Origin of the sequence: Planktotalea sp., assembly GCF_049680325.1 — a bacterium.
Taxonomy (GTDB): Bacteria; Pseudomonadota; Alphaproteobacteria; order Rhodobacterales; family Rhodobacteraceae; genus Planktotalea.
Window position 1 is genome coordinate 1 of record NZ_JBAUHO010000085.1, and the last position, 2,087, is coordinate 2,087.

The following is a 2,087-nucleotide window of genomic DNA, read 5'->3' on the forward strand; positions in this document are numbered from 1 at the left end:
GAACAGGTCGGCAGCCCGCTTGAGCTTTATGATACGCCTTGCAATCTGTTCGTGGCAGAGTTCATCGGCTCGCCTAAAATGAACATTATCAAAGGACCGATCGCGCAAGCCAAAAACGCCGATGCGATTGGTATTCGCCCCGAACATCTGACAATCTCGGCGGAAAGTGGCGAATGGGAAGGCAAAGCCGGCATCTCCGAGCACTTGGGGAGCGATACTTTCATCCGCGTTGAGCTGGAGGGCATTGAAGATACAATGACTGTGCGCGCGCCGGGCAAAGTGAAGTTCGCAATCGGGGAAAAGGTATTCCTGACGCCAGTTCCGGAAGAGCTGCATAGATTTGATGCGGCGGGTCTTAGGATCAGCTAGGGTCACCCGATGAAAGCACGACAACGATGAGCACGCCGAACCGTCCCAACATTCTGCTGGTGGTTTCGATAGTCTCAGCGCGCAGGCCTTGCAGGAGCGGGCGAGCGAGCTACCAGCGCTTGCAGCTTTGCAAGGGGCGGGGCTGGCGTTCGCGAATGCCTATGCGCCGTCGCCAGAAAGTAGCGTGGCACGTGCAAGCCTTTTTACAGGCTTGGATGTGGCCGCGCATGGAGTTTGGACGGATGGCGTTGCGCTGTCAAAGCGGGATATGCCGCTGCCACAAGGCTTTGCGCGCGCCGGCTATGTCAGTTGGCTTGTCGGGCGCAGGCAACTGGCGGGTGTTTCGGGCTGGACGACGGAACACGCACGGCTTGACGAATATCATCACTTTGACTTGGCGCATGGTCCGCTGCACCGCTCGCGGCAAAATGCTTATCTGACATGGCTTCAAGTGGCGGAGCCTGAAACCTACGCAAAGATTTTCCCGCGCCAAGCCTGACGACACGCATATCTCGCCCGCGCAACGTAGGGCGATGGCTGAATTGCCGGACGAACTTAGCTTTAACGCATGGGTCGGACAGCAGGTCTGTGTCCGAATGACGGACGGTGAACCGTTCTTCGGTGTGGCGGGCTTTGTGGTCGGAAAAACGATGGGGGCTGCGGCAGCCTGCCTTGAGGAGCTTTCAGTGCAAGCCCTGCGCCAGGCAGATGCGGCGCTTGCTGAGATCATCAAAGCGTTGCCGCACAATACCGTGGTCGTTGTGAGCGCAGGACGCGGCTGCGTGCAAGATAGCGCAAGCGATCAAGCGATGCAGCAATCTGCTATCCATGTGCCTTTGCTTGTATGCATCCCGAATGGCTCGGCCAAGCGCGTGCGCGGGATCGTCTCGACACTGGATATCGCACCAACGCTTTACGAAATTGGACAGATCCGCCCGCCGCAACGCATTCAGGGTCAGTCACTGATCTCTGCGCCGCCCCGCGGTTGGGCAATGAGCCGTTTACGCAATCCGGAGCGGCCTGCTCAAACCAGCCTATGCACAGCGGATTGGAAGCTTGTTGTCAGCCTTGTCGATCCAGAGGCGCGCTATCTTTACAACATGACAACCGATACCGATGAGCGCGATAATCTGGCGGATGGTCCGAAACATCAAGACAGGCTTGAGGCCATGATAGACCTGATGATTGATGCGCGCGTCGCCCTGGAAGATCGCACTGAACCCCGCATTGCGAATTTTTGAACATGAACCAGCGACCAAATATCCTTTTCATCTGCACCGATCAGCAGCGCGCCGATAGTCTTGGCTGTACTGGCGCGCCTTGGGCTGTGACCCCAAACCTGGATGCTCTGGCCGCGGGCGGCACGCTTTTCGAAAACTGCTACGTCCAAAACCCTTTGTGCAGCCCTTCACGGGCCTCTTTGTTTACGGGCAAATACCCGTCAAACCACGGCCTTTATGCCAATGGGGTGCCGCTGCCTGAAGACCAACACATGTTTACGCGCACGCTGGCCGACGCAGGCTATGATTGCGGCATGATCGGCAAACAGCATCTGGCCCCCTGTGATACCTGGCGGACCGAGCCACGCCGCGACGACGGCTATCGTGTGTTTGAGTGGGCGCATGGCCCGAACCACCGCGCGCTTGAGAACGACTACCACCGTTGGCTGCGCAAGACGCAGCCCGCGCTCTACCAGCAAATTTTCCCCGACACAGGGG

General features: G+C 58.2%; 4 protein-coding genes. All 4 read left to right on the top strand.

Going from position 1 to position 2,087, the window contains the following annotated elements; translation table 11 throughout:
• Nucleotides 1-369 (top strand): TOBE domain-containing protein (locus tag WBC85_RS03470; protein ID WP_424433281.1); only part of this gene is annotated, 369 nt, incomplete at its 5' end.
• 88 nt (nt 370-457) lie between these two features.
• Nucleotides 458-868, top strand: a complete 411-nt coding sequence (locus tag WBC85_RS03475) for a sulfatase-like hydrolase/transferase (RefSeq protein ID WP_424433282.1) — start codon at nt 458-460, stop codon at nt 866-868.
• 34 nt (nt 869-902) lie between these two features.
• A complete protein-coding gene (locus WBC85_RS03480) occupies nt 903-1,610 on the top strand; it encodes a sulfatase-like hydrolase/transferase (RefSeq protein WP_424433283.1) in 708 nt (235 codons plus the stop codon).
• Nucleotides 1,611-1,612: 2 nt separating this feature from the next.
• Nucleotides 1,613-2,087: sulfatase-like hydrolase/transferase (locus WBC85_RS03485; protein ID WP_424433284.1), on the top strand; the 475-nt coding region annotated here is incomplete at its 3' end.